The organism is Streptomyces sp. GLSS-08 (genome assembly GCF_056387915.1).
The window spans coordinates 164,321-187,111 of the sequence record NZ_JBWJAQ010000007.1 but is presented as its reverse complement, the minus strand read 5'-3'; the positions used below and the strand labels follow the sequence as shown (position 1 = coordinate 187,111).

The following is a 22,791-nucleotide window of genomic DNA, read 5'->3' as shown; positions in this document are numbered from 1 at the left end:
ACATCGCGGGAAACCGGTCGTGTACACGAAGCCGGAAGGCCCGGGACAGTACCGGACGTGAGGGATCGCCGGGTACCGTGGATCCGGCCCGGACCACGGAAGACCCGCCGGGGGCCGAGGACATCGCAAGGAGCATCAGGTGTTCAATGACATAGGAGCGCTCGAGCTGGTGACGCTCGTTGTCCTCGCCGTGCTCGTCTTCGGTCCGGAAAAGCTCCCGAAGATGATCCAGGACGTCACGCGCACCATCCGCAAGATCCGCGAGTTCAGCGAGAGCGCGAAGCAGGACATCCGCCAGGAGCTCGGCCCCGAGTTCAAGGACTTCGAGTTCGAGGACCTCAACCCCAAGACGTTCCTGCGCAAGCAGCTGGACAACGACGAGCTGGGGCTCAAGGAGATCCGCAACGGCTTCGACCTGAAGAAGGAGATGGCCGAGGTGACGGACGCGGTCCACAACCGGGACGCCGACGCCGCCTCCGACTCGTCCGGGGCCTCGGCGAACGGCACCGCCGGCGGCTCCGTCGACATGACGAAGAAGCGCGAGCAGCTCGAGACGGACGAGCGGCCGCCCTTCGACGCGGACGCCACCTGAGCCGCGAGCGGCCTCCCGTGGCGGGGTCCCCCGGTCGCGCGCCCGGGCCGCACCCCCTCCGCGTACGTGATATGAGTCATACACGTACGCCCTCGTTCACGGCCCTGACGGCCGCGCACGCGCCCCGCGCGCCGGACGGCTACCGGGCCCCTCGCAACGGTGTGGCTATGCTGCCCAGTTGTCGTGTGGACCAGGTGTGAGCGAGGACGCCCGCGGGGGGCGGGCCGCTCGGGTCCAACAAGAGCGAGGAGGCGTCCGGGAGATGGAGACGACAAGTCGGGTAGGCGCGCAGGCGCCGGCCGCGGAGGGCGGACAGCAGGTCCCCTCCGCCCGGCGTACGGTCGACGGCTACCTGCTGGCGCCCTTCCCGTGGTACGGCCTCGACGAGGCCTTCACGGGGCCGCGCTGGCTGATGCAGGTCGGCACCTCGGCGGACGGTGCCGTCGAGCACGGTTCGATCGGGCACGGCGACGAGCCCACGCTGCGCAGCGAGTCCGCCGAGGACAAGGAACGGTTCGCGGTGGTGGTCACGGTCGCGGCCAGCCCCGTACGGCGTAGTGCCGACGGCACGGGAATGCTGGAGGCCACCTCGGTCTCCTCCGCGGCCTGGCTCGCCGGGGTGGGGCTGCTCTCGTGCACCTGGCCGGGTCAGATGGACCATTCGCTGCGGGACGACTGGCTGGACCAGCAGACCGAGACCGCGTGGGTCCTCGCCGACGACCTGACCGGCGCCGACTGGTCCACGCTGTCGCTCCCCGTGGACGGCGTCCCCACGCCCTTCCACTACCGGGAGTCGGAGTTCGGCTGGGTCCTCGCCGGCTCCACCCAGGAGGGCGTGCACGTGGGCGCGTACGGGCGCGGGATGAGCGCGTACGGGCTCGGCTTCTCGATGATCAAGGACATCGCGGCGTACGCCTAGGAGTCGCCGCTACGCCGAAGGGGGCGCCGTCATCGGACGGCGCCCCCTTCGGCGTAGCGAGGTCAGAACTTGTTGCGCGGTGTGATGCCCAGCGACATGCCCGACAGGCCGCGCTGGCGGCCGCCCAGCTTGCCCGCGATGGCCCGCAGGGCGGAACCCGCCGCGGACTCGGGGTCCGAGAGCACCACCGGCTTGCCGTTGTCGCCGCCCTCGCGCAGGCGGACGTCGATCGGGATGGAGCCGAGGACCGGCACCGTCGCGCCCGTCGTGCGGGTGAGGCCGTCGGCGACGGTCTGACCGCCGCCCGTGCCGAAGACGTCGACCATCTCGCCGCAGTGCGGACAGGGCAGCCCGGACATGTTCTCGACGACGCCGACGATCTTCTGGTGGGTCTGGACGGCGATGGAGCCGGCCCGCTCGGCCACCTCGGCCGCGGCCTGCTGGGGGGTCGTGACGACGAGGATCTCCGCGTTCGGGACGAGCTGCGCGACCGAGATCGCGATGTCGCCGGTGCCCGGGGGCAGGTCCAGCAGAAGGACGTCCAGGTCGCCCCAGTACACGTCCGCGAGGAACTGCTGGAGGGCACGGTGGAGCATGGGGCCGCGCCAGACCACGGGCGCGTTGCCCGGGGTGAACATGCCGATCGAGATGACCTTCACGCCGTGCGCGGACGGCGGCATGATCATGTTCTCGACCTGGGTGGGACGGCCGTCGACGCCGAGCATGCGGGGCACCGAGTGGCCGTAGATGTCGGCGTCGACGACACCGACCTTCAGACCGTCGGCCGCCATCGCCGCCGCCAGGTTCACCGTCACCGAGGACTTGCCTACGCCGCCCTTGCCGGAGGCGACCGCGTACACGCGCGTCAGCGAGCCCGGCCTGGCGAAGGGGACCTCGCGCTCCGCCTGCCCGCCGCGCAGCGCCCCCGCCAGCTCACGGCGCTGCTCGTCGCTCATGACGTCCAGCGTGACGTCGACGCGGGTGACGCCCTCGACCGCCGAGACCGCCGTGGTCACGTTGTTCGTGATGGTCTCGCGCATCGGGCAGCCGGAGACGGTCAGGTACACCGCGACCGCGACCGCGCCATCCGCACCGATCTCCACGGACTTGACCATCCCCAGTTCGGTGATGGGTCGCTGGATCTCGGGGTCGTTCACCGTCGCCAGTGCTTCACGCACCGCGTCTTCCGTAGCCATAGGCACGATGGTACGGCGCCGGACGGGGGGCCCGGAAAGCCCCGTCACCGGTCGTCTACGTCACGTCCCCGCGCGTGCTCCGCCGGGAATACGACCCGCCCGTCCCCGTGCCGCTCCTCCAGCTCCTTGACCAGGTCCTGGAGCTCGGAGCGGATCCAGTCGCGGGTGGCCACCTCGCCGAGGCCGACGCGCAGCGCGGCGATCTCGCGGGTCAGGTACTCGGTGTCCGCGATCGACCGCTCGTTCTGCTTGCGGTCCTGTTCGAGATTGACCCGGTCGCGGTCGTCCTGGCGGTTCTGCGCGAGCAGGATCAGCGGGGCCGCGTAGGACGCCTGGAGCGAGAGGATCAGCGTCAGGAAGATGAACGGGTACTGGTCGAAGCGCAGGTCCCGGGGCGCGGCGATGTTCCACACCACCCACACGGCCACGACCGCGGTCATCCAGACCAGGAACCGCCCGGTGCCGAGGAACCGGGCGATCCGCTCGGAGAACCGCCCGAACGCCTCCGGGTCCCATTCGGGCAGCAGCCTGCGGCGCCGCGGCAGCGGCTGGTCGAGCCGGGTGCGCGGCCGGGGCGTGGCGGCCGCCCCGGCGGGCGTCCGCTCGCGGGGATCGCGGTCAGGAGCCATGTGCGGCTCCCGTGCCCTCGGCGGCCGGGGTGTCGTCGAGGTGGAACTCCGTCTCGCGCCAGTCGTCGGGCAGCATGTGGTCCAGTACGTCGTCCACGGTCACCGCGCCGAGCAGCGAGCCGCTCTCGTCGACGACGGGCGCCGCGACCATGTCGTACGTCGCGAAGAAACCGACCACCACCGGCAGCTCCGCGCCGGGCGCCAGCGGTTGCAGGTCGTCGTCGACGAGCGCGCCGACCAGGGTGTACGGGGGATCGCGCAGCAGGCGCTGGAAGTGCACCGTGCCGAGGTACTTCCCGGTCGGCGTCTCGTCCGGCGGCCGGCACACGTACACCTGGGCGGCGAGCGCCGGGGAGAGATCGGCGTTGCGGACCCGGGCGAGCGCGTCGGCGACGGTCGCGTCCGGGCGCAGCACGATCGGCTCGGTGGTCATCAGACCGCCCGCGGTGCGGTCCTCGTACGCCATCAGCCGCCGCACGTCCGCGGCCTCGTCCGGCCGCATCAGCGCGAGCAGCCGCTCCTTGTCCGCCTCGGGCAGCTCGCCCAGCAGGTCGGCCGCGTCGTCCGGGTCCATCGCCTCCAGGACGTCGGCCGCGCGCTCCTCCTTGAGCTTGCCGAGGATCTCGATCTGGTCGTCCTCCGGGAGCTCCTCCAGCACGTCGGCGAGCCGGTCGTCGTCCAGCGCCGCGGCCACCTCGGCGCGCCGCTTCGGCGACAGGTGGTGCAGCACGTTCGCGAGGTCGGCCGGGCGCAGCTGCTCGAAGGTGGCGAGGAGGCTCTCGGCGCCCTGCCCGTGCTCCTCCAGCGAGAACCCGGTGACGGCGGACCACTCGACGGTCAGCGTCTCGCCCTTGGCGCGCCGGAACGTCCCGCTCTTGCCCTTCCGCACGAAGACCCGGTCGATCTCCCAGTCCCGGCGCGCGGGCAGCTGCTGGACCGACACGTCGAGGACGGTGACCTCCTCGCCGCCGTCGACGAGCCGCACCCGCCGGTCGAGCAGCTCCCCGAACACGAGCCGCTCCGTGGGCCGTTGCTCGAAGCGGCGCACGTTGAGCACGCCGGTGGTGATGACCTGGCCCGACTCGATGCCGGTGACCCGGGTCATCGGCAGGAAGATGCGGCGGCGCGTGGACAGCTCGACGACCAGGCCGAGCAGCCGGGGCGGGCGCCGGCCGACCCGCAGTATGGCGACCAGGTCGCGCACCCGTCCCACCTGGTCACCGTTGGGGTCGAAGACGGCGGTGCCGGAGAGGTGGGAGACGAAGATCCTCGGGGCGCCTGCCGCCATGCCCGCGCCTCCTTCTCGTACTGAACGCCATATGCCGCGATGTCCGCTCGGATGGGCTTCAGGCTAGCCCGTCCCGGTCGGATACGCGCTGGTGGGGGGTGCGGATGGACTGCCTCCGAAGGCACCACCCGGCCCCGGTACGCTGCCGTACGCCGTTGAGGACCCCCCGCACGAGAGGCAGCCCATCCGTGACTGCAATTCCTCCCCTGGGCCGTACCCGCAGCGCCGTCCTGGTGAGCGCGGTGTGCGCGCTGGTCGTGACGGGGACGGGGCTGACGGGGTGCAGCAGCGAGGACCCGGACGCGGGCACGAACGGGGTGGGCAAGCTGTCCGCCGAAAAGATCCGGAGCAGGGCGCGCACGACCGCGGACGCGGCGAAGGCGGTACGGCTCTCGGGATCCGTGGTGACCAACGGGCGCACATACCGGCTCGACATGCGCCTCAAGGGCGACGGCGGCACGGGCTCGGTCACCTCGAAGGGGGCGACGTTCCGGCTGCTGCGGGTGGGGGAGCACCTCTTCCTGAAGGCCGACGCGGAGTTCTGGAGCCATCAGGACGGCGCGGGTGACGACGCCGGCTCGGACGCGGCGGCCGCGGACAAGCTGGAGGGCATGTACGTGAAGGTCCCGACCGGCGACCCGGCGTACAAGCGCTTCAGCGGCTTCACCGACAAGGACGTCCTCCTGGACGGTCTGCTCACGCTGCACGGGGCTCTGGAGAAGGACGGCCACCACGAGGTGAACGGCACGCGCACCGTCCGGATCACCGCCGAGGAGGGCGCGGGCGGCAGCCTCGACGTGTCCCTGGAGGGGAAGCCGTACCCCCTGCTGCTGGTGCGCGCCGGAGACGCCGGCACCCTGCGCCTCACCGACTGGGGCGAGGACTTCGCCCTGGAGGAGCCGTCGAAGAAGGAGACGGTCGACTACGGGCAGCAGCTGCCGGCCTCGTAACCGCCGCAGTCGCCGGGCCCGCGCTCCCGCGGGCTTGTCGCTCCCGAGCTCCCGAGCTCCCGAGCTCCCGTCGCTCCCGTCGCTCCCGCGGTCCCGCAGTCACGCCGCTCCCGCCGGTCTACGAGCGCTTGCGCTTCTTGAACAGGAGGCGGGGGAGGCCGGCCGGAGCCGCCCTGCGGGTCGTCGCCGGGGTAGGGAGGGGCACGGCGGCCAGGGAACCGGTCGGGAGCGCGGCCGTGGCGCCCCGCGGCTCCAGGCGCAGCACCCGGCACTCGGCCGCCCAGCGCTCCGGCATGGCCTCGCCGTCGGGCGCGTTCAGCCGCTTGCCCTTGAGCTCGGCGACGGCCGCCTCCCACTGTGGGGACCGCGGCGCCAGCTCCACGACCTGCGCGGTCCAGGACACCAGCCGCCCGCCCTTGTCCTTGCTGCGTACGGTGACCACCGCGTCGCCGCCGTCGGCCAGCCCCGGCAGCGGCTGCTCACCGGGGCCGTCGCCGACCAGGCACACCGCACCGTCGTGCCAGACGTGCCACAGCGGACGCGAGGGCGCCGCGTGGTCCTCCGGGACGTCCGGCGCCTGCGGGCGGCCGCCCGTCACCCAGATCAGCCCGGACTTCTTGGTGGCCTCCTCGACGAGGGCCTGGTCGAGCAGCTTCTTGGTCATGGGGCCAAGACTATCCAGCGGCACGGCGCCGACGACCGGCCCGCTCAGAGCCAGCCGTTGCGCTTCAGCGTGCGGTGGATGCCCAGGCAGATGACCACGGTGATGCCCATCACCACGGGGTAACCGAACCGCCAGTGCAGCTCGGGCATGTGCTCGAAGTTCATCCCGTACACCCCGCACACCATCGTCGGCACGGCGATGATGGCCGCCCAGGACGTGATCTTGCGCATGTCCTCGTTCTGCGCGACGGAGGCCTGCGCGAGGTTCGCCTGGAGGATCGAGTTGAGCAGCTCGTCGAAGCCGACGACCTGCTCCTGCACCCGGGCCAGGTGGTCGGCGACGTCCCGGAAGTACTTCTGGATGTCGGGGTCGATCAGCCGCATCGGCCGCTCACTCAGCAGCTGCATCGGACGCAGCAACGGCGACACCGCACGCTTGAACTCCAGCACCTCGCGCTTGAGTTGGTAGATCCGCCCCGCGTCGGTGCCGCGCGGCGTGCCCTTGCGGCCCGGCGAGAACACCTCCGTCTCGACCTCGTCGATGTCGTCCTGCACCGCGTCGGCGACCGCGATGTACCCGTCGACGACGTGGTCGGCGATCGCGTGCAGCACGGCCGAGGGGCCCTTGGACAGCAGCTCGGGGTCGTCCTGCAGCCGGTGCCGCAGCGCCCGCAACGAGCCCTGCCCGCCGTGCCGGACGGTGATGAAGAAGTCCCGCCCGGTGAAGCACATGACCTCGCCGGTCTCCACCACCTCGCTGGTGGCGGTGAGTTCGGTGTGCTCGACGTAGTGGATGGTCTTGAAGACGGTGAACAGCGTGTCGTCGTACCGCTCCAGCTTGGGCCGCTGGTGCGCCTGCACCGCGTCCTCGACGGCCAGCGGGTGCAGCCCGAACTCGCTGGCGATACCGGCGAACTCGGCCTCGGTCGGCTCGTGCAGACCGATCCAGACGAAACCGCCGTCGCGGCGCACCTGACGCATCGCCTCGTGCGGTGTCAGCTGCCCGCCACTCTGGACGCGGGCGCCGTCGAGGTAGACCGCGCAGTCGACCACGGCGGAGGGCGTGGCCGGGTCGCGGGTGGCGTCGTACGAGCCACTGTCCTTGCGCAGCGAGGGGCGCGGACGGACCGCCGCACGGAGGTCACGGATCATCGACATGGGCAGGCTCCTTCATACGGAGGCCGCCGGCGACGGTTGGAACTGCCCGGAATGGGGACGTCCTTGCAAGGGGCCTCCCCGCCCGTCGAGGCAGGGGAAGGATGTCCGGCACGTCCACAAAGCGGGGAGCACCGCACCGTCGCGGTGGCAGCTTCGCTACTGATTCAGATCAGACGGATCAGTCGGATGGATCAGGCGGAAACGAAGTGCTCTTCCGTCGGTGCACCGGACAGACAAAGATGCGAGCGCGGGAAGCGGCAGACAGGCAGAGCCGAAGCTGCGTCAGCGGCCGGAAGAGCGGGTGGTACTGCACGGTCGACTTCGGTCCATTGCAGCCCCACCTCCTCCGGCCGGTCCCCCGTGAGGGACGATCCGTCCCCCGAGGGGGAGTCGCATGCGTCGAGGCTCGAGAGCGACGCTTCTGCGTGCTGCCCCGACCAGCGGCCAAGACTATCAGCGCACCGAAGCGTCAAGTCCCCGCTTTGCGCGTTGTTGACTCCGTGGCGCCGGGTGCGTGCGGGGTGCCCAGGTCGGAAAAGCGCCGCCTATGCTCGGCCCATGGCAGATGTTCTCCCGCTGGTCGAGACCCGGTTGCGTTCCGCGCTGGGCGAGCCGGACGCGCGCGCCGCGGTCACCTTCCTGGGCACCGACCGCATCGAAGTGCTGCGCTTCACCGCGGGCGACGTCGTCCGCTACGCCACGCTCGGCATGTCGGCGCAGCCGATGAGCGACCCGACCGCGGTCCTCGCCGACCCGGTCAAGGGCCCGCGCGCCGAGCTGGTCCTGTCGGTGCGCGCCGCGGGTGCCGACACCGACAAGGTGCTCCGCCCCCTCGCCGTACTGGCCGCCTCCCCACAGGTGGAGGGCCTCGTCGTGGCCCCGGGCGCGTCTCTCGACGTGGGCGAACCCCTGTGGCCGGGAGCGCCGTTCACGTCCGTCCTGGTCGCCGAGTCGGGCGGTCTGGTGGAGGACCTCGACCTGGACGCGCCCGCCGATCCCGTGCGGTTCCTGCCGCTGCTGCCGATGACCCCGAACGAGGCCGCCTGGAAGAGGGTGCACGGCGCAGGCGCCCTCCAGGAACGCTGGCTGAGCAGCGGGACGGACCTGCGCGATCCGCTGCGCAGGTCCGTCCCGCTGGACTGAGCCGCGGCGGCTCCGTACGAGTCCGCATCCGGCCTTCGCCGGTCCCGCCGACGAGTGCGGGTGCCTACTCACCCGGGGTGAAGGGCTCACGCCGGACGGGTGATCGTCCTTGACGCGGCGAAGGACGGGGAGGACCGTTGGGGCTTATGAGGGGCGAACCCAGTTGCCCGAAGTGTGGTGGCCGGGTCAGGGCTCCCGGACTCTTCTCCGATTCCTGGCAGTGCGACGTGCACGGGACGGTGCATCCGCTGCAGCCCGTGATCCCGCCCAGCGTCGAGGCGCTCAGTGTCGTGGTGCACCGCGCGCGGGTCCCGGTGTGGATGCCGTGGCCGCTGCCGGTGGGCTGGCTGTTCACGGGGGTGGGCTGCGCCGGCGACGACCGCAGCGGCGGCCGTGCGACCGTCGTCGCCTGCTCGGGCCCCGGCCCGCTGGGCGGCATGGGGGAGCTGGTCCTCGTCGCCGAGGAACTCGGCGTCGGCCTCGGCGCGCGGTACGCGGGCGTCGACGGCCCCGACCCCGGTCCGTACATGAACGTCGAGAAGCCTCCCCAGGCCAAGGTCCTCGCGGCCGGCCGGCCGACCCCGCTCTGGCTCGTCTCCGGCTCCCCGGACGACCGCGCCGTCTTCGCGGGCGAGGCGCGCGGCCTGTGGCTGTGGGCCGTCGTGTGGCCGGAGCAGTCGGGGCTGCTGATGTACGACGAACTGGTGCTGACGGACCTGCGGGACGCCGGTGCGGAGGTGGACCTGCTGCCGTGCGGGGCGCTGTCGCCACGGATTCTGGAGCCGTAGGTACGGCACCCGCTCGCGGCCCGCTCGGCCGTGCGCGATCACAGGGGGGCGCTTCGTGCGGTTCGTGTGAGCTCTGCCGGCGCCGTGCCCGACCGTACGGGGTGCGGTCCGTGCGGTTCCTGTGTGCTCCGGTTGCGGGGTGGAGCGCGGCGGGCGTAGGGGGTGCTCGGCCGTAGCGGGTGTGACAGGGGGGCGTCGGATTCCCGTTATCCTTGAGCAGCCCCTTCCGTACCGACACCGCTTGGAGTCCGCGTCGTGCGCATCGACCTGCACACCCACTCCACCGCCTCCGACGGTACGGACACCCCCGCCGAGCTGGTCCGCAAGGCCGCCGCCGCCCGACTGGACGTCGTCGCGCTGACCGATCACGACACGACCCGGGGCCACGCGGAGGCGATCGCCGCCCTCCCCGGGGGGCTGACGCTGGTCACCGGCGCCGAGCTGTCGTGCCGGCTCGACGGCGTCGGCATGCACGTACTGGCGTACCTCTTCGACCCCGAGGAGCCCGAGCTGCTCGCCGAGCGCGAGCTGGTCAGGGACGACCGGGTGCCGCGCGCGCGGGCCATGGTCGCCAAGCTCCAGGAACTGGGCGTTCCGATCACCTGGGAGCAGGTGGCACGGATCGCGGGCGACGGCTCGGTCGGCCGCCCGCACGTCGCCTCCGCCCTGGTCGAGATCGGCGTCGTGCCCACCGTGGGGGACGCCTTCACCGGCGAGTGGCTGGCCGACGGCGGCCGGGGCTACGTCCCCAAGCACGAGACCGACCCGTTCGAAGCGATCCGGCTGATCAAGGGCGCGGGCGGCGTCGCCGTGTTCGCCCACCCGGGCGCCGCCAAGCGCGGCAGGACCGTGCCGGACTCCACGATCGCCGAGCTCGCCGCCGCCGGACTCGACGGCATCGAGGTCGACCACATGGACCACGAGCCGGCCACCCGGGCGCGGTTGCGTGGCCTGGCGGCCGAGCTGGGGCTGCTCATCACGGGGTCCTCCGACTACCACGGCAGCCGCAAGTCGTGTGCGCTCGGTGAGTACACCACCGACCCCGAGGTCTACGGGGAGATCACCCGGCGGGCCACCGGGGCGTTCCCCGTGCCCGGCGCGGGGGGAAGCCGCCGCTCCGTCTAGGCCTGTCCCGTCGGGCTTCGCGGGCCGGTGACGATGTCCGAGCCGGCGTGGCCCGGGCCGACCGTTTCTTCGGACTCACGGCGTCCCTGGCTCGTCCGGCCTCTTCGGCCTCTTCGGTCTCGGTGGCTCCGGTTCTCCAGGTCCGTTTCCGGGTCTGGCCGGGACCAGGGCCGGGACCGGGGGGCCGGGGCCGGGGGCCGGGACCGGGGTGGGGAACCGGGGTCGGGATTCCTTCCGATTGCCCGAGCTCGTTCCGTTCTGGTCCGTTCCTCGCAACACCCGTATGTGTGGCCTCCGCCCGCAAGGCGTGGCCGCCTCGTCCTGCCCGTCTCGTCTCTCCGCAAGCAGCAAGGCACCACCGTGTTCGACGTCGCCGTCTTCGGCTCCCTCTTCCTGACCCTCTTCGTGATCATGGATCCCCCCGGGATCACCCCGATCTTCCTCGCGCTCACCGCCGGACGTCCCGGCAAGGTGCAGAAGCGCATGGCCTTCCAGGCCGTCTGCGTGGCCGGCGGTGTGATCACCGTGTTCGGTCTGCTCGGGCACCAGATCCTGGACTACCTGCACGTGTCCGTGCCCGCGCTGATGATCGCGGGCGGGCTGCTCCTGCTGCTGATCGCCCTCGACCTGCTGACCGGCAAGACCGACGAGCCCAAGCAGACCAAGGACGTCAACGTCGCCCTGGTACCGCTGGGCATGCCGCTGCTGGCCGGTCCCGGCGCGATCGTGTCCGTGATCCTGGCCGTCCAGAAGGCGGACACCGCGACCACCCAGGTGTCCGTGTGGGCCGCGATCCTCGCCATCCACGTCGTGCTGTGGGTCGTCATGCGGTACTCGCTGCTGATCATCCGCGTCATCAAGGACGGCGGTGTCGTGCTGGTGACCCGCCTCGCGGGGATGATGCTCTCCGCGATCGCCGTGCAGCAGATCATCAACGGGGTCACGCAGGTGATCCGCGGCGCCTGAGCGGCGTGGGCCGGTGGCGCCGACGGGTGGCGCCGGGCCCTCGGCGCGGGCCACGTGCAAAGCCCCCGTACGGCATGTGCCGTACGGGGGCTCCGAAGTCTGCGAACCGTCTGCGGGTTACGTGGAAATCACCCGCGTGTTACGAGGCAGTCGAGTCGGCCGGGCGGATCCAGAGGCGCTGGCCGATGGCCGCGGCCTGCTGAACGATCCGGTTGACGGAGGCGGCGTCCACGACGGTCGTGTCCACGGGGGTGCCGTCGACATCGTCGAGTCGCATGATTTCGAAGCGCATTGGCTTCTCCCTTCGTCTGGTCATCCTCCTGAGGAGAACTACTGATGTGTGAGGCGTGGGGCGTCGCTGCCCTTCCGCTTCATACGGATTCAACGGGATGCGTGTTACAAACATTCCCTACGCTAAGGAAATTTTTCGAGAACCTAATTACTGACCGGTAAGAGGTGGGTGAAGGCGGCTGCGGCCCCCGGCCGGACCGGCAGGGGCCGGTTGTGTTCGCAGCGTGACCGCCGGGACAATGGCAGAGATGAACGACGACCTCGCGGCGCTGGGCGGCCGCATCGACCGTACGAACGAGCTGCTCCAGCGCATGCTCGCCGAGGTGGCGAAGACGCCCTCCACCCACGCGATCTTCGTCGACGCCGGGTATCTGTACGCGGCCGCCGGACGGCTCGTCTCCGGGTCCGAGGACCGTCGGGCCTTCGACCTCGACGCCGGAGGCCTCATCGAGGCGCTCATCGACCGGGCCCGCACGATCTTCGCGGACAGCAGGCTGCTGCGCGTCTACTGGTACGACGGCGCGCGGCGCCGTATCCACACCTCCGAGCAGCAGTCGATCGCCGAGCTGCCCGACGTCAAGGTGCGCCTCGGCAATCTCAACGCCAACAACCAGCAGAAGGGCGTCGACTCGCTGATCCGCAGCGACCTCGAGTCGCTCGCCCGGCACCGTGCCATCAGCGACGCCGCCCTGCTCGGCGGCGACGAGGACCTGGTGTCGGCCGTCGAGGCGGCGCAGGGGTACGGGGCGCGGGTCCACCTGTGGGGGATCGAGGTGCCCGAGGGCCGCAACCAGGCCGAGCCGCTGCTGTGGGAGGTCGACAGCCAGCGGACGTTCGACCTCGACTTCATCAAGCCGTACGTGTCCCGGCGGACCGCCACCACGTACGACGCCGCCGGGACGGCCCGGCCCGGGCGGGACGACGTGCGGTTCGTGGGCGCGCAGATCGCCGCGAAGTGGCTCGCGGAGCGGGGGCGGGAGGCGCTCGTGGACCTGCTCCCCGGGCACCCCTACCTGCCGGGGTCCGTCGACCAGGACCTGCTCGTGGAGGCCGAGGGGCTGCTCCAGTACTCCCTGCGCGGGCAGGCGGATCTGCGGCGTGCGCTGCGGGACGGCTTCTGGGCGCATCTTCAGGCGCAGTACTAGGACGTGCCCGGCGGGACCGACCGGCGCGTGTCAGGCCGGGCCGCACCGGTCCCAGAAGCGGGCGAGGGCCTGGGCCGTCTCCCGCGGCCGGTCCGTGTTGGGGGAGTGCTCGGCGCCCTGCACGACGCTGCGTTGCGCGTGCAGGCGTACGGCCATGTCGTCCAGGAGCGGCACCGGCCAGGCGTCGTCGAAGGCGCCGGAGAGCACGTGCACCGGTATGGGTACGGCGGCGAGTTCCGCGACGCGGTCGGGTTCCGTGCACAGTTGCCGGCCCGTCGCGATGAGCTGGGCCGGGCTGTTGGCCAACCAGCGCCGGCGCAGGTCGGCGCGGTCGTCCAGGCCGGCGTCGAGGTTGCCGGAACCGGGGCCGTCCGAGTCGCCGGGGTCGCCCGGGCCGGTCTGCGCGGGGGCCTCCATCGCCTGGATGGCCTCCCAGACGTCGGCCATGCCCATCACCGCGAGGGCGTCTCTCAGCAGTTTCACGCGCTGCTGCTGGGGTGCGGAGATCTGGGCGGGGCCCGAGGACATGAGGGTGAGCGAGCTGAACGGGGTCGGGTCCAGCAGGACCGCGGCGCGCGCGATCTGTCCGCCGAGAGAGTGGCCAACGAGGTGCACGGGGGTGCCGAGGGCGGCTGCCTGCGCAAGTACGTCCTGCGCCAACTCGGCCTGTGCGTAGGGGGATTCGTCGTCCGGGGGCCCAGGAGTCTCGTACTGGCCGCGGCCGTCCACGGCGACGGTCCGGTATCCGGCCGCCGCCAACGGCTCGTGCAGCGCGATGAAGTCCTCCTTGCTGCCGGTGAAACCGGGGACCAGCAGGGCGGTTCCCTTCGGCGGTGCCTGGGGTGCGTGCGGTGCCAGTGGTTCCTGCGGTGCGCGCGGTGCCTGCGGTGTCGCGTCGAGCACGGCGAACTCGCCGCGGGTGGTCGCGAGACGGTACGCGCGGACACCGGGCGGGGGGACGAAGGTCGGCGGCCTGCTCATGCAGCGAGGCTATCGGTGCGGGGTGTCTCTTCTCCCGGGGTGGGTAGGTCCCGTCGCGCCTTGGCCCGGTGGGTGGGTCGGGGCCGCGCCGGTACATCCGCCCGTTGCATGTCGGGCGACCGGCCGCGTCACATGGGGCCCCGGGGTTGTCTGCCCGACCTGCAACGGGCATCTGATGTACCGGCACGGCCCCTTCGGTGGGAGGGCGGGTGCGGGGTGTCTCGGCTCGGCTGCACCTCGTTCGCGCCGGGTTCGCCGTACCACCCGGCCCCAGCGGCAACGCCGGGTGCTGATGCGGGGGTTGGCCCCCCGGCGGCGTGCGGAGACGCCGATGGCCCGGTTCCCGCAAGTGCGGGGACCGGGCCATCGGGTCGGTGATCAGCTGTCCGCGGGCTCCGTGGCTGCGACGGCCTTGCGCGTACGCCGACGCGGCTTCGCCTCGGGCTCCTCAGCCGTCTGCGCCGGGATGGCGGCGTCGACGGAGGCAACCGCGGCCTTGCGGGTACGGCGCTTCGGCGTGGTCTCGACGGCGGCCTCGGCCTCCGGCGCCGCGGCCTTGGCACGGCTGCGGCGCGGCTTGGCCTCCGCGACCTCGCTCGCGGCCTCCGCCGTGGCGGCGACGGCCTTGCGCGTGCGGCGCGGCTTGGCCGGGGTCTCGGCGGCACCTTCTGCGGTCTCGACCGCTGCCTCCGCGACCTTGCGCGTGCGGCGACGAGGCTTGGCCTCGGGCTCGTCGACCGCCTGCGCCGGAATGTCGGCGTCGGCCACGACAACCGCGGCCTTGCGGGTGCGGCGCCTCGGCTTGGCCTCCGCTGTGTCCAGAGCGGCCTCGGCCTCCGGCGCCGCGGCCTTCGCACGGCTGCGACGCGGCTTCGGCTCCACGACCTCGGCGGCCTCGGGTGCCACCTCGACGACGGGCGCGGCGGCGGCCTTGCGGGTGCGGCGGCGCGGCTTGGTCTCGGTGGTCTCCGGGACCTCGGCGACCGGGGCCTCGGCGACCGGGGCCTCGGCGACCGGGGCCTCGGCGACCGGGGCCTCGGCGACCGGGGCCTCGGCGGCCGCCGCTTCCGCGGTCCTGCGAGTGCGGCGGCGGCGCGGCTTCGAGGGTTCCTCGGTGACGCCCTCGGCCGTGTCGACGGCGGCCTCGGCCGACGGCTGCTCGGCGGTGGTCTCGGTCACCGCGACCGGCTCGGCGGACGCCCCGCTGCCGCGGGTACGGCGGCGACGGCGCGGGGTACGGGGCTCGGTGGCCTCCGCGGTCCCGGCCGGCTCGGCGGGCTCGGTGGCCGTCACCGCGGGAGACGCGGCGGTCTCCTCCAGCGGCGTCCCGTTGCGCGTACGGCGGCGGCGGCGCGGCGTGCGCGCCGGGCGCTCACGCTCGCTCTCGCGCTCCACGACCGGCGCGGCGGCGCGGCCACCACGGGCCCCGCGCTGACCGCGTCCGCCCGTCTCGCCCAGGTCCTCGACCGCCTCGGCCGAGAGCCCGGCGCGGGTGCGCTCGCCGCGCGGCAGGACACCCTTGGTGCCGGCCGGGATGCTCAGTTCCTCGAAGAGGTGCGGGGACGTGGAGTACGTCTCCGGCGGGGCCGGGAACCCGAGGTCCAGCGCCTTGTTGATGAGCTGCCAGCGCGGGATGTCGTCCCAGTCGACGAGCGTGACGGCGATGCCCTTGGCGCCCGCGCGGCCCGTACGGCCGATGCGGTGCAGGTACGTCTTCTCGTCCTCGGGGGACTGGTAGTTGATGACGTGCGTGACGCCTTCGACGTCGATGCCGCGAGCGGCGACGTCGGTGCAGACGAGGACGTCCACCTTGCCGTTGCGGAAGGCGCGCAGCGCCTGCTCGCGGGCGCCCTGTCCGAGGTCGCCGTGGACCGCGCCGGACGCGAAACCGCGCTGCTGGAGCTGGTCGGCGAGGTCCGCCGCCGTCCGCTTGGTGCGGCAGAAGACCATCGCGAGACCGCGGCCGTCGGCCTGCAGTATCCGCGAGACGATCTCCGGCTTGTCCATGTTGTGCGCGCGGTAGACGTACTGCGCGGTGTTGCGGACCGTCGCACCCTCGTCGTCGGGCGACGTGGCGCTGATGTGCGTGGGCTGCGACATGTAGCGGCGGGCCAGACCGATGACGGCGCCCGGCATCGTGGCCGAGAACAGCATCGTCTGACGGCGGGCCGGCAGCATGTTGATGATCCTCTCGACGTCGGGCAGGAAGCCCAGGTCGAGCATCTCGTCGGCCTCGTCGAGGACGAGCGACTTGATGTGCTTCAGGTCCAGCTTCTTCTGGCCCGCGAGGTCCAGCAGCCGGCCGGGGGTGCCGACGATCACGTCGACGCCCTTCTTCAGGGCCTCGACCTGGGGCTCGTAGGCACGACCGCCGTAGATGGCGAGCACGCGCACGTTGCGGACCTTGCCCGCGGTCAGCAGGTCGTTCGTGACCTGGGTGCACAGCTCACGCGTCGGCACGACGACGAGCGCCTGCGGGGCGTCCGTGAGCTGCTCGGGCAGGGCCCGGCCGGCCTCGACGTCCGCGGGGACGGTCACGCGCTCCAGGAGCGGAAGGCCGAAACCCAGGGTCTTGCCGGTGCCGGTCTTCGCCTGGCCGATGACGTCCTTGCCCGTGAGGGCGACCGGGAGCGTCATCTCCTGGATCGGGAAGGGGTTGAGAATGCCGACGGCCTCCAGGGCTTCGGCCGTCTCGGGAAGGATTCCGAGGTCACGAAAAGTCGTAGTCAGGGTGCTGCCTCTTCTGTGTACGCGGTGCGAGGCGAGCGCGGGGGTCGTGTCTGGACCGTGCCGGGGACGTCGGCCGCTTTGCGGGCTGGCCGAGTGGCATGGGACCACTGCCGACGCTCGAGCGCTCGTACCGCTGAGGGTTCCTCCGGTGTCGTACGCAAGGTGCCGTACGGACGTGGAGGTCTGTCGGGTCGGAGCCGATCGGGCCTCCGACCGGGCATCCTCATTCACGCGGCCCGTCGCAGTACTCAACGGGCGCATTACCACCATACCCCGGAATCACGCACACGCGATGGCCGATTCGGTCACATGGTCGTCGTCACACTGATTGACCAGGAACGTCCACGCCGCGGTGAGCGGGCTATTGTGCGCTTCATGACGACGCCCGACAACGCCGCTGCCACCCCCGCCGAAACCGCTCCCGCGGCCACCGCGGTCGCCGCCCAGAACTGGGACACGGCCTCCGCGGACCCCCAGTACCGAGCCGCGGTCGTGGACCTGCTCGGAGCGCTCGCGTACGGCGAGCTGGCGGCGTTCGAGCGGCTCGCGGAGGACGCCAAGCTGGCGCCCACACTCAACGACAAGGCGGAGCTGGCGAAGATGGCGTCGGCCGAGTTCCACCACTTCGAGCAGTTGCGCGGGCGGCTGGCCGCGGTCGGTGTGGAACCGACCGGGGCGATGGAGCCGTTCGTGGCCGCGCTCGACGGATTCCACCGCCAGACCGCCCCCTCGGACTGGCTCGAGGGGCTCGTCAAGGCGTACGTCGGCGACTCGATCGCCAGTGACTTCTACCGCGAGGTCGCCGCGCGGCTCGACACCGACACCCGGCGTCTGGTCCTCGCCGTCCTCGACGACACCGGGCACGCCAGCTTCGCCGTCGAGAAGGTGCGGGCCGCGATCGACGCCGATCCGCGCGTCGGCGGACGGCTCGCGCTGTGGGCCCGCAGGCTGATGGGCGAGGCCCTGTCGCAGTCGCAGCGAGTGGTCGCCGACCGCGACGCACTCTCCACCATGCTGGTCGGAGGGGTCGCGGACGGGTTCGACCTCGCGGAGGTCGGCCGCATGTTCTCCCGGATCACCGAGGCCCACACCAAGCGCATGGCGGCGCTGGGGCTGGCGGCCTGACCGGAGGGTCCACGGACGTTCACGACGCCGGCCGGCCTTTCGAGAAGGCAGGCCGGCGTCCGTCGGCTCAGTGCGGCGCCCGGTGCGCGGCGGTCCTACGCCGTTGCCGAGCGGCGGCGAAACCTCTCGGCCGGGCGGAGCAGCAGCGACAGCGAGGCGGACGACACCGCGATCGCGCCGATCAGGGTCGGCACGAAGTAGCCGGGTCCGAGCGCGCTGTGGGTCAGAAAGGCTCCGAAAAGGGCTCCGGCGACGCCCGTCGACAGGACGAGACTGTGCGCCGGGAGCCGGTGGGACAGGCGGTGCTGCGCCGCCCAGGCGAGCGCGAGACCGAGGATCGCAGAGCCGAGCGCTTCCAAAAACATGGTGGGTTCCCTCCCGCACGGCTGGGGCAAATCGGTCCTACTCGATCTACCCCCGAGGTGCGGAAGGCAATCCTCCCCTGTCCGGGCGATGTGCTTCGTCTGTGCAGTTCAGATCATCGGAAAGGGGCCCGGCGGCTGATGCCGCCGGGCCCCTTCGCGCTGTCTCGACTACAGCGCGCTGAAGCCCACCTTGCGCGCTGTGGGCTCGCCGAGCTCCACGTACGCGAGACGGTCGGCCGGGACCAGGACCTTGCGGCCGTGGTCGTCCACGAGGCTCAGCAGTGCCGACTTGCCGGCCAGCGCCTCGGACACCGCGCGCTCGACCTCCTCGGCGCTCTGACCGCTCTCCAGAACGATCTCGCGAGGCGCGTGCTGCACGCCGATCTTGACCTCCACGGCTTTGTCCCTCCGACGGTCAGTGATGTGCGCGTTCCTCCGCGCCGTACGCAGCACACATTAGCCCGGTGAGGGGACGTACACGTTCCGTCCGAGAACGCCATCAGCGAACAGCGGACGGGAACAAACGCGCCCGCCGTACGTCAGTGGGATTCGCTGCCGTGCAGCGGGAAGCCGGCGATGCCGCGCCAGGCAAGCGACGTGAGCAGCTGGACCGCCTGGTCGCGCGGCACGCTGCGGTCGCTGTGCAGCCAGGAACGGGCCACCACCTGGGCCAGTCCGCCCAGCCCGGAGGCGAGCAGCATCGACTCGGCCCGGGACAGGCCCGTGTCCTCGGCGATCACGTCGCAGATGGCCTCCGCGCACTGCACCGTGACCCGGTCCACGCGCTCGCGCACGGCGGGCTCGTTCGTCAGGTCGGACTCGAAGACCAGCCGGAAGGCGCCACCCTCGTCCTCGACGTACGCGAAGTAGGCGTCCATCGTGGCGCGGACGCGCAGCTTGTTGTCGGTGGTTGAGGCGAGCGCCGTGCGCACCGCTTCCAGCAGGGACTCGCAGTGCTGGTCCAGGAGGGCCAAATACAGGTCCAGCTTGCCCGGGAAGTGCTGGTACAGGACCGGCTTGCTGACACCCGCCCGCTCGGCGATGTCGTCCATCGCGGCCGAGTGGTACCCCTGGGCGACGAAGACTTCCTGGGCCGCGCCGAGGAGCTGGTTGCGTCGGGCACGGCGCGGCAGGCGTGTGCCTCGCGGGCGTGCTGCCTCTGTCTGCTCGATGGCTGTCACGCCGCCTCCCAAAATCGTCCACATGCGGTGTGCGCCGCGCCGCCATCGTACTTTTCGGTAACCCCGGTGTGCGCGCCACGGACGCACAATTTCACGGACCGGACAGGAGCGATAGCCGCGCAGACCTCGTCAAACGGGGGCAGGGCGGTCAGGGGACCCACCTCCCTCTCACCGGTAGTCGTCCTCGTCGAGGGAGACGACGCGTGCCTGCTCGGCCAGGTCGGCCTCGTTGGCGCTGCCGGGATCGGCACCGGTCAGCGGTTCGTCGCGGCTCGGAGCCACCTCGGTGTGCTGCTCTGCGGCGTCGGCCTCCGGGGTCTCCTCGTGGATCCGGGCGGTCGACTGCTCGTCCTCGAACGTCTCCGGATCCGTGGGGTCGATGGCCATGGCGGGCTCCCTTCCTGAAGCTTTCTCGAACGCCCTGCGGTGCGAAGCAGGGGCGACATATGGGTGCCCTGTTTCGAGCCTAGGAGACACCTGATCCGAACGCGATGCGATTCGGGGACCCGGTCACGATGCGATTCGTGACCCGGTCACGATGCGATTCGGGGACCGGTCGCGCCGGATGCCAGGTGCCGGTCGTGCGGTCGTGCCGGTCTCACGGTGCCGCTCGCCCCGAACGCCCGGAACCGGAACCTCGGGAGCTGTGACGGCGAACACGTGAGCCACTGCGTGATCGTCTCGTAACATTGCCCGCATGTCTTCGACCGAGCTGCCGTCCGTGCTGGCCAACACCGTGACGCCGAGGGTCGGTTCCGTGCGGGTCGCCGAGGGGGAGCGGCTGCGTTCGGTCGGCCTGCCGGGCGTCACCCTCACCGTCCGGTCGAGGCCGCCGGCCCGGGAAGGGCTGCCGCCCGCCCTGTACGTGCACGGACTGGGCGGGTCCTCCCAGAACTGGTCGGCGCTGATGCCGCTGCTCGACGGCGTCGTGGACAGCGAGGCGCTCGATCTGCCGGGCTTCGGCGACTCCCCGCCGCCGGACGACGGCGACTACTCGCTCACCGGGCACGCGCGCGCGGTCATCCGCTATCTCGACGCCTGTGGGCGTGGCCCGGTGCACCTCTTCGGCAACTCGCTGGGCGGCGCGGTCGCGACGCGCGTCGCGGCCGTGCGTCCCGATCTCGTCCGCACCCTCACCCTGGTCTCGCCCGCGCTCCCGGAGATCCGCGCGCAGCGCTCGGCGTGGCCGACCGCGCTGCTGGCGCTGCCCGGCATGGCGCCCCTGTTCACCCGGTTCACCAGGGGCTGGACCGCGGAGCAGCGCGTACGCGGGGTCACGGCCCTCTGTTACGGAGACCCCACCGTGGTCACGCCCGAGGGCTTCCGCAACGCGGTCGAGGAGATGGAGCGGCGTCTGGCCCTTCCCTACTTCTGGGACGCCATGGCGCGGTCGACACGCGGCATCGTCAACGCGTACACGCTGGGCGGTCAGCACGGGCTGTGGCGGCAGGCCGAGCGGGTGCTCGCGCCGACGCTGCTCGTCTACGGCGGCCGCGACCAGCTGGTGGGATTCCGCATGGCCCGGCGGGCGGCCCGCGCCTTCCGCGACTCGCGGCTGCTGACGCTGCCCGACGCCGGGCATGTCGCGATGATGGAGTATCCCGATACGGTGGCCACGGCATTCCGTGAACTTCTGGTCGACTCGGGCGAGCTGGACGGGTCTTCGGTCACGGACGCCCCGGCCGCGAAGGACGGGGTCGGCAACGCGGGCGCGGGGAGCTGAGGCGGGGCGTGGGACGGCACAGCCGCCGCGGGCGGGCCGACAAGGACGGCGCCGCCGGCGGGAAAGCCGGCGAACAGCCGGCCCCTCCGAGAGTGACCGTGCCGGTGGCCGGCGCGGCGGCGCAGGCCCCGGGGGCCGGGACTCCGCCGCGGGGAATGCCCCGGATGCCGCAGGTCACGCCCGCACAGGGGGTGCCGCGCCTCCCGGACGGTACGCCCGCCCACGGGGTACCTCGTTTTCCCGACGGCACGCCTGCGCACGGAGTGCCTAGGTTCTCCGACGGCACGCCTGCGCACGGGGTGCCGCGGTTCTCCGAAGGGACGCCCGGCCGTGGGGTTCCGCGCCTCGACGACGGCACCCCCGCGCGTGATGTGCCGCGCCTTTCCGAGGGGACGCCTGCTCGCGGGGCGCCGCGTTTCCCCGACAGGACGCCCGCTCACGGTGTGCCGCGCCTTCCCGGCGGCACACCCGCGCAGAAAGTGCCCCAGGCGCGGGGCGGGCATCCCGAGTCCCGGGAAACCGGCGGCGGGTGGGGCGAGTTGAGGATGGGCGCGGCGGCCGCCGCTGTCGCGGCCGGGCACGGGACGGCTCCTGCCGTACCGCATACCGCACCCCTGGGCGTCCCCCGCGGCATGCCGCAGGACGAGCCGCCCCCCGGACGGTCCGGCCCCCGCGTACCGGCACCGCGGCGGGAGGCCCGCAGGGGCGGCCCGCGGCAGGCCTACCTCGACGCCTTCGGCGGGGACGACGGCGACTCCGCGCCGCGCGGAACCGGCGGGCCCCCGGCCGGGGCCGCCGGACCGGACACCGGTGCCGACCAGCCGGCACTGCCGGAGAAGACCAGGAACGGCAAGGGGTGGACTTTCGCGGGGATCGCGGCCGCCGCCGTCACGACCGTGCTGGCGGTCGTCGTCGCCGGACAGGCCGCCGCCGGACGCGACGACGGCAGGGTGCGGCCGCAGGCCGCCGGAGGCGGTGACCGGGACGCCAGGGACTTCGCCTCCCGTGGTGACCACCGCCCGACGCCCTCCGTGACGCCGAGCGTGGTACCGCTGACGTACGACCAGAAGATGGGTGAGAAGTACACGCTCGGGGCGAAGCTCAAGGGATCCGGGAAGTTCGACGCGGTCCTCGGCTTCGACAAGGCGCCGGGCAAGGGGCGCAAGTACACCTACCGGGTGGACGTGGAGCAGGGACTGGGGCTCGACCCCGAACTCTTCGCCCAGGCCGTGCAGAAAACCCTGAACGACGAACGGAGTTGGGCACACGGCGGGGCCCGCACCTTCGAGCGGATCTCCTCCGGGAAGCCCGACTTCGTGATCACCCTGGCCAGTCCGGGCACCACGGCCGAGTGGTGCGCGAAGTCCGGACTCGACACCACCGAGGACAACGTGTCGTGCGATTCGGCGGCCACCGAACGCGTGATGATCAACGCCTACCGGTGGGCCCAGGGATCGAAGACCTACGGTGACCGGATTCACTCGTACCGGCAGATGCTGATCAACCACGAGGTCGGTCACCGGCTCGGCTTCGGCCACGTGACCTGCGGCAAGGACGGCGACCTCGCTCCCGTCATGCAGCAGCAGACCAAGTTCCTCGACCATGACGGAATCCACTGCAAAGCCAATCCCTGGCAGTATCCCGGGAGTTGACAGGGGGCGCCCGGGTCGCGTTGACATCAGGCGAAAGTTCGTTCATATTTCTCCGCATGTCGCCTCGTCACACCTCCGGATGCGCCGCCCTTGAGCTGGCGCTCATCGGTGTGACCGCGCTCTGCGTGGCCGACATTCACTGTCGCTGACGCCCGCCCCCGGCGCGTGCGTCGCGTTTCCC

24 protein-coding genes are annotated in these 22,791 nt (G+C 72.0%); 12 read left to right on the top strand and 12 right to left on the bottom strand.

The genetic code is table 11. From position 1 onward, the window contains the following. Positions 1–139 precede the first annotated feature (139 nt). Entirely contained in the window at positions 140–592 is a 453-nt protein-coding gene (locus AC0ZLC_RS14875; RefSeq protein ID WP_476752412.1) for a sec-independent translocase, read from the top strand. Positions 593–854: 262 nt separating this feature from the next. Beyond that, positions 855–1,511, top strand: coding sequence for a hypothetical protein (locus tag AC0ZLC_RS14870; RefSeq protein ID WP_476752411.1), 657 nt, complete (start codon positions 855–857; stop codon positions 1,509–1,511). 62 nt (positions 1,512–1,573) lie between these two features. On the opposite strand, the gene AC0ZLC_RS14865 is transcribed toward AC0ZLC_RS14870, so the two are convergent. From AC0ZLC_RS14865 to AC0ZLC_RS14855, 3 genes are read right to left on the bottom strand one after another with little or no spacing between them, the layout of a single operon-like run. Beyond that, positions 1,574–2,707 (bottom strand): Mrp/NBP35 family ATP-binding protein, encoded by a 1,134-nt coding sequence (locus AC0ZLC_RS14865; protein ID WP_476752410.1) that lies wholly within the window; start codon positions 2,705–2,707, stop codon positions 1,574–1,576. 44 nt (positions 2,708–2,751) lie between these two features. Further along, the gene (locus AC0ZLC_RS14860; protein ID WP_476752409.1) at positions 2,752–3,336 is read right to left on the bottom strand and encodes a DUF1003 domain-containing protein; all 585 of its coding nucleotides are present in this window, start codon (positions 3,334–3,336) and stop codon (positions 2,752–2,754) included. Further along, positions 3,326–4,624 (bottom strand): magnesium transporter MgtE N-terminal domain-containing protein, encoded by a 1,299-nt coding sequence (locus AC0ZLC_RS14855; protein ID WP_476752408.1) that lies wholly within the window; start codon positions 4,622–4,624, stop codon positions 3,326–3,328. The genes AC0ZLC_RS14860 and AC0ZLC_RS14855 overlap by 11 nt, the downstream gene beginning before the upstream one ends. A 188-nt stretch (positions 4,625–4,812) precedes the next feature. On the opposite strand from AC0ZLC_RS14855, the gene AC0ZLC_RS14850 reads away from it, so the two are divergent. Further along, a complete protein-coding gene (locus AC0ZLC_RS14850; protein ID WP_476752407.1) occupies positions 4,813–5,574 on the top strand; it encodes a hypothetical protein in 762 nt (253 codons plus the stop codon). A 118-nt stretch (positions 5,575–5,692) separates the two neighbouring features. Here AC0ZLC_RS14850 and AC0ZLC_RS14845 read toward each other — a convergent pair whose 3' ends face one another. Together AC0ZLC_RS14845 and AC0ZLC_RS14840 are read right to left on the bottom strand one after the other, a co-directional pair. Beyond that, the gene (locus AC0ZLC_RS14845) at positions 5,693–6,238 is read right to left on the bottom strand and encodes a hypothetical protein (RefSeq protein ID WP_476752406.1); all 546 of its coding nucleotides are present in this window, start codon (positions 6,236–6,238) and stop codon (positions 5,693–5,695) included. 44 nt (positions 6,239–6,282) lie between these two features. Next, on the bottom strand, positions 6,283–7,395 hold the full coding sequence (locus AC0ZLC_RS14840) for a magnesium and cobalt transport protein CorA (RefSeq protein ID WP_476752405.1): 1,113 nt from the start codon (positions 7,393–7,395) through the stop codon (positions 6,283–6,285). Between the two features lie 558 nt (positions 7,396–7,953). Here AC0ZLC_RS14840 and AC0ZLC_RS14835 point away from each other — a divergent pair. From AC0ZLC_RS14835 to AC0ZLC_RS14820, 4 genes are all read left to right on the top strand, one after another. Further along, on the top strand, positions 7,954–8,538 hold the full coding sequence (locus tag AC0ZLC_RS14835; RefSeq protein ID WP_476752404.1) for a suppressor of fused domain protein: 585 nt from the start codon (positions 7,954–7,956) through the stop codon (positions 8,536–8,538). 146 nt (positions 8,539–8,684) lie between these two features. Further along, on the top strand, positions 8,685–9,326 hold the full coding sequence (locus tag AC0ZLC_RS14830; RefSeq protein ID WP_476752403.1) for a DUF6758 family protein: 642 nt from the start codon (positions 8,685–8,687) through the stop codon (positions 9,324–9,326). Positions 9,327–9,581: 255 nt separating this feature from the next. Continuing rightward, positions 9,582–10,451 carry a PHP domain-containing protein gene (locus AC0ZLC_RS14825; RefSeq protein WP_476752402.1) on the top strand — a complete coding sequence of 290 codons (870 nt, stop codon included), beginning with the start codon at positions 9,582–9,584 and terminating at the stop codon, positions 10,449–10,451. 360 nt (positions 10,452–10,811) lie between these two features. After that, entirely contained in the window at positions 10,812–11,417 is a 606-nt protein-coding gene (locus AC0ZLC_RS14820) for a MarC family protein (protein ID WP_476752401.1), read from the top strand. 139 nt (positions 11,418–11,556) lie between these two features. Here AC0ZLC_RS14820 and AC0ZLC_RS14815 read toward each other — a convergent pair whose 3' ends face one another. Next, positions 11,557–11,709 (bottom strand): hypothetical protein, encoded by a 153-nt coding sequence (locus AC0ZLC_RS14815; protein WP_121405831.1) that lies wholly within the window; start codon positions 11,707–11,709, stop codon positions 11,557–11,559. Positions 11,710–11,956: 247 nt separating this feature from the next. On the opposite strand from AC0ZLC_RS14815, the gene AC0ZLC_RS14810 reads away from it, so the two are divergent. After that, a complete protein-coding gene (locus tag AC0ZLC_RS14810) occupies positions 11,957–12,853 on the top strand; it encodes an NYN domain-containing protein (RefSeq protein ID WP_476752400.1) in 897 nt (298 codons plus the stop codon). A 30-nt stretch (positions 12,854–12,883) separates the two neighbouring features. On the opposite strand, the gene AC0ZLC_RS14805 is transcribed toward AC0ZLC_RS14810, so the two are convergent. Both AC0ZLC_RS14805 and AC0ZLC_RS14800 read right to left on the bottom strand, forming a co-directional pair. After that, entirely contained in the window at positions 12,884–13,834 is a 951-nt protein-coding gene (locus AC0ZLC_RS14805; RefSeq protein ID WP_476752399.1) for an alpha/beta fold hydrolase, read from the bottom strand. Between the two features lie 378 nt (positions 13,835–14,212). After that, entirely contained in the window at positions 14,213–16,471 is a 2,259-nt protein-coding gene (locus AC0ZLC_RS14800; protein ID WP_476752398.1) for a DEAD/DEAH box helicase, read from the bottom strand. 459 nt (positions 16,472–16,930) lie between these two features. On the opposite strand from AC0ZLC_RS14800, the gene AC0ZLC_RS14795 reads away from it, so the two are divergent. Next, on the top strand, positions 16,931–17,689 hold the full coding sequence (locus tag AC0ZLC_RS14795; RefSeq protein WP_476752585.1) for a ferritin-like fold-containing protein: 759 nt from the start codon (positions 16,931–16,933) through the stop codon (positions 17,687–17,689). 95 nt (positions 17,690–17,784) lie between these two features. Here AC0ZLC_RS14795 and AC0ZLC_RS14790 read toward each other — a convergent pair whose 3' ends face one another. The 4 genes from AC0ZLC_RS14790 to AC0ZLC_RS14775 form a co-directional block, all read right to left on the bottom strand. Further along, the gene (locus AC0ZLC_RS14790; RefSeq protein WP_476752397.1) at positions 17,785–18,054 is read right to left on the bottom strand and encodes a hypothetical protein; all 270 of its coding nucleotides are present in this window, start codon (positions 18,052–18,054) and stop codon (positions 17,785–17,787) included. 168 nt (positions 18,055–18,222) lie between these two features. Then, a complete protein-coding gene (locus tag AC0ZLC_RS14785; protein WP_006379546.1) occupies positions 18,223–18,450 on the bottom strand; it encodes a DUF3107 domain-containing protein in 228 nt (75 codons plus the stop codon). Between the two features lie 143 nt (positions 18,451–18,593). Beyond that, positions 18,594–19,235 carry a TetR/AcrR family transcriptional regulator gene (locus tag AC0ZLC_RS14780; protein WP_476752396.1) on the bottom strand — a complete coding sequence of 214 codons (642 nt, stop codon included), beginning with the start codon at positions 19,233–19,235 and terminating at the stop codon, positions 18,594–18,596. A 168-nt stretch (positions 19,236–19,403) separates the two neighbouring features. Further along, positions 19,404–19,622, bottom strand: coding sequence for a hypothetical protein (locus AC0ZLC_RS14775; protein WP_476752395.1), 219 nt, complete (start codon positions 19,620–19,622; stop codon positions 19,404–19,406). 310 nt (positions 19,623–19,932) lie between these two features. Between AC0ZLC_RS14775 and AC0ZLC_RS14770 the strand changes: the two genes are divergently transcribed. Genes AC0ZLC_RS14770 through AC0ZLC_RS14760 form a run of 3 tightly spaced genes read left to right on the top strand, consistent with a single transcriptional unit; the run spans position 19,933 to position 22,759 of the window. After that, on the top strand, positions 19,933–20,958 hold the full coding sequence (locus AC0ZLC_RS14770; RefSeq protein WP_476752394.1) for an alpha/beta fold hydrolase: 1,026 nt from the start codon (positions 19,933–19,935) through the stop codon (positions 20,956–20,958). Between the two features lie 8 nt (positions 20,959–20,966). After that, positions 20,967–22,610 (top strand): DUF3152 domain-containing protein, encoded by a 1,644-nt coding sequence (locus AC0ZLC_RS14765; RefSeq protein ID WP_476752393.1) that lies wholly within the window; start codon positions 20,967–20,969, stop codon positions 22,608–22,610. A gap of 56 nt (positions 22,611–22,666) precedes the next feature. After that, the gene (locus AC0ZLC_RS14760; protein ID WP_358850189.1) at positions 22,667–22,759 is read left to right on the top strand and encodes an Ms4533A family Cys-rich leader peptide; all 93 of its coding nucleotides are present in this window, start codon (positions 22,667–22,669) and stop codon (positions 22,757–22,759) included. The last annotated feature ends 32 nt before the right edge of the window (positions 22,760–22,791 follow it).

Coding starts and splice junctions, on each gene's coding strand:
- AC0ZLC_RS14870 (WP_476752411.1), top strand. CDS start 855: ATGGAGACGACAAGTCGGGTAGGCGCGCAGGCGCCGGCCGCGGAGGGC.
- AC0ZLC_RS14865 (WP_476752410.1), bottom strand. CDS start 2,707: ATGGCTACGGAAGACGCGGTGCGTGAAGCACTGGCGACGGTGAACGAC.
- AC0ZLC_RS14860 (WP_476752409.1), bottom strand. CDS start 3,336: ATGGCTCCTGACCGCGATCCCCGCGAGCGGACGCCCGCCGGGGCGGCC.
- AC0ZLC_RS14855 (WP_476752408.1), bottom strand. CDS start 4,624: ATGGCGGCAGGCGCCCCGAGGATCTTCGTCTCCCACCTCTCCGGCACC.
- AC0ZLC_RS14845 (WP_476752406.1), bottom strand. CDS start 6,238: ATGACCAAGAAGCTGCTCGACCAGGCCCTCGTCGAGGAGGCCACCAAG.
- AC0ZLC_RS14840 (WP_476752405.1), bottom strand. CDS start 7,395: ATGTCGATGATCCGTGACCTCCGTGCGGCGGTCCGTCCGCGCCCCTCG.
- AC0ZLC_RS14835 (WP_476752404.1), top strand. CDS start 7,954: ATGGCAGATGTTCTCCCGCTGGTCGAGACCCGGTTGCGTTCCGCGCTG.
- AC0ZLC_RS14830 (WP_476752403.1), top strand. CDS start 8,685: ATGAGGGGCGAACCCAGTTGCCCGAAGTGTGGTGGCCGGGTCAGGGCT.
- AC0ZLC_RS14815 (WP_121405831.1), bottom strand. CDS start 11,709: ATGCGCTTCGAAATCATGCGACTCGACGATGTCGACGGCACCCCCGTG.
- AC0ZLC_RS14810 (WP_476752400.1), top strand. CDS start 11,957: ATGAACGACGACCTCGCGGCGCTGGGCGGCCGCATCGACCGTACGAAC.
- AC0ZLC_RS14805 (WP_476752399.1), bottom strand. CDS start 13,834: ATGAGCAGGCCGCCGACCTTCGTCCCCCCGCCCGGTGTCCGCGCGTAC.
- AC0ZLC_RS14800 (WP_476752398.1), bottom strand. CDS start 16,471: ATGACGCTCCCGGTCGCCCTCACGGGCAAGGACGTCATCGGCCAGGCG.
- AC0ZLC_RS14790 (WP_476752397.1), bottom strand. CDS start 18,054: ATGTTTTTGGAAGCGCTCGGCTCTGCGATCCTCGGTCTCGCGCTCGCC.
- AC0ZLC_RS14775 (WP_476752395.1), bottom strand. CDS start 19,622: ATGGCCATCGACCCCACGGATCCGGAGACGTTCGAGGACGAGCAGTCG.
- AC0ZLC_RS14770 (WP_476752394.1), top strand. CDS start 19,933: ATGTCTTCGACCGAGCTGCCGTCCGTGCTGGCCAACACCGTGACGCCG.
- AC0ZLC_RS14760 (WP_358850189.1), top strand. CDS start 22,667: ATGTCGCCTCGTCACACCTCCGGATGCGCCGCCCTTGAGCTGGCGCTC.